Genomic DNA, 1,195 nt, shown 5'->3' with positions numbered 1-1,195 from the left:
TGGGCGCCGAGGTCCGCTGGGCCTCCTGCAACATCTTCTCCACCCAGGACCACGCCGCCGCGGCCATCGCCGTCGGCCCGAACGGCACCCCGGAGAACCCGCAGGGCGTGCCGGTCTTCGCCTGGAAGGGCGAGACGCTCGAGGAGTACTGGTGGTGCACCGAGCAGGCGCTGACCTGGCCGAGCACCGCCACCGGCGGCCCGAACATGATCCTCGACGACGGCGGTGACGCCACGCTGCTGGTGCACAAGGGCGTCGAGTTCGAGAAGGCGGGCTCCGCTCCGGACCCGTCGACCGCGGACAGCGAGGAGTACCAGCACGTCCTCACGGTGCTGAACCGCACGCTGAAGGAGAACCCGCAGAAGTGGACGCAGCTCGCGTCCGAGATCCGCGGTGTCACCGAGGAGACCACCACCGGCGTGCACCGGCTGTACGAGATGCAGCAGGCCGGCCTGCTGCTGTTCCCGGCGATCAACGTGAACGACGCCGTGACCAAGTCGAAGTTCGACAACAAGTACGGCTGCCGCCACTCGCTCGTCGACGGCATCAACCGCGCCACCGACGTGCTCATCGGCGGCAAGGTGGCCGTGGTCTGCGGCTACGGCGACGTCGGCAAGGGCTGCGCCGACTCGCTGCGCGGCCAGGGAGCCCGCGTGATCGTCACCGAGATCGACCCGATCTGCGCACTGCAGGCGGCGATGGACGGCTACCAGGTCGCCACGCTCGACGATGTCGTGGAGACGGCCGACATCTTCATCACCACGACCGGCAACAAGGACATCATCATGGCCGGTGACATGGCCCGGATGAAGCACCAGGCCATCGTCGGCAACATCGGGCACTTCGACAACGAGATCGACATGGCCGGTCTCGCGAAGATCCCCGGCATCGTCAAGGACGAGGTCAAGCCGCAGGTGCACACCTGGGCCTTCCCCGACGGCAAGACGATCATCGTGCTGTCCGAGGGCCGCCTGCTCAACCTGGGCAACGCCACCGGTCACCCGTCGTTCGTGATGTCGAACTCCTTCGCGAACCAGACGATCGCGCAGATCGAGCTGTTCACGAAGCCGCAGGCCTACCCGACCGGCGTCTACGTGCTGCCCAAGCACCTCGACGAGAAGGTCGCCCGGCTCCACCTCGACGCCCTCGGCGTGAAGCTGACGACCCTCCGTCCCGAGCAGGCCGCCTACATCGG

1 protein-coding gene is annotated in these 1,195 nt (G+C 67.5%); it reads left to right on the top strand.

Annotation, left to right across the window (positions count from 1 at the left end; translation table 11 throughout):
* On the top strand, positions 1 to 1,195 hold a 1,195-nt coding region (gene ahcY / locus M1E25_RS25485), incomplete at both ends, for an adenosylhomocysteinase (RefSeq protein ID WP_251419662.1).

Origin of the sequence: Streptomyces meridianus, from assembly GCF_023703325.1 — a bacterium.
Lineage (GTDB): Bacteria > Actinomycetota > Actinomycetes > Streptomycetales > Streptomycetaceae > Streptomyces > Streptomyces meridianus.
This window is presented reverse-complemented; position numbering and strand designations above follow the sequence as displayed.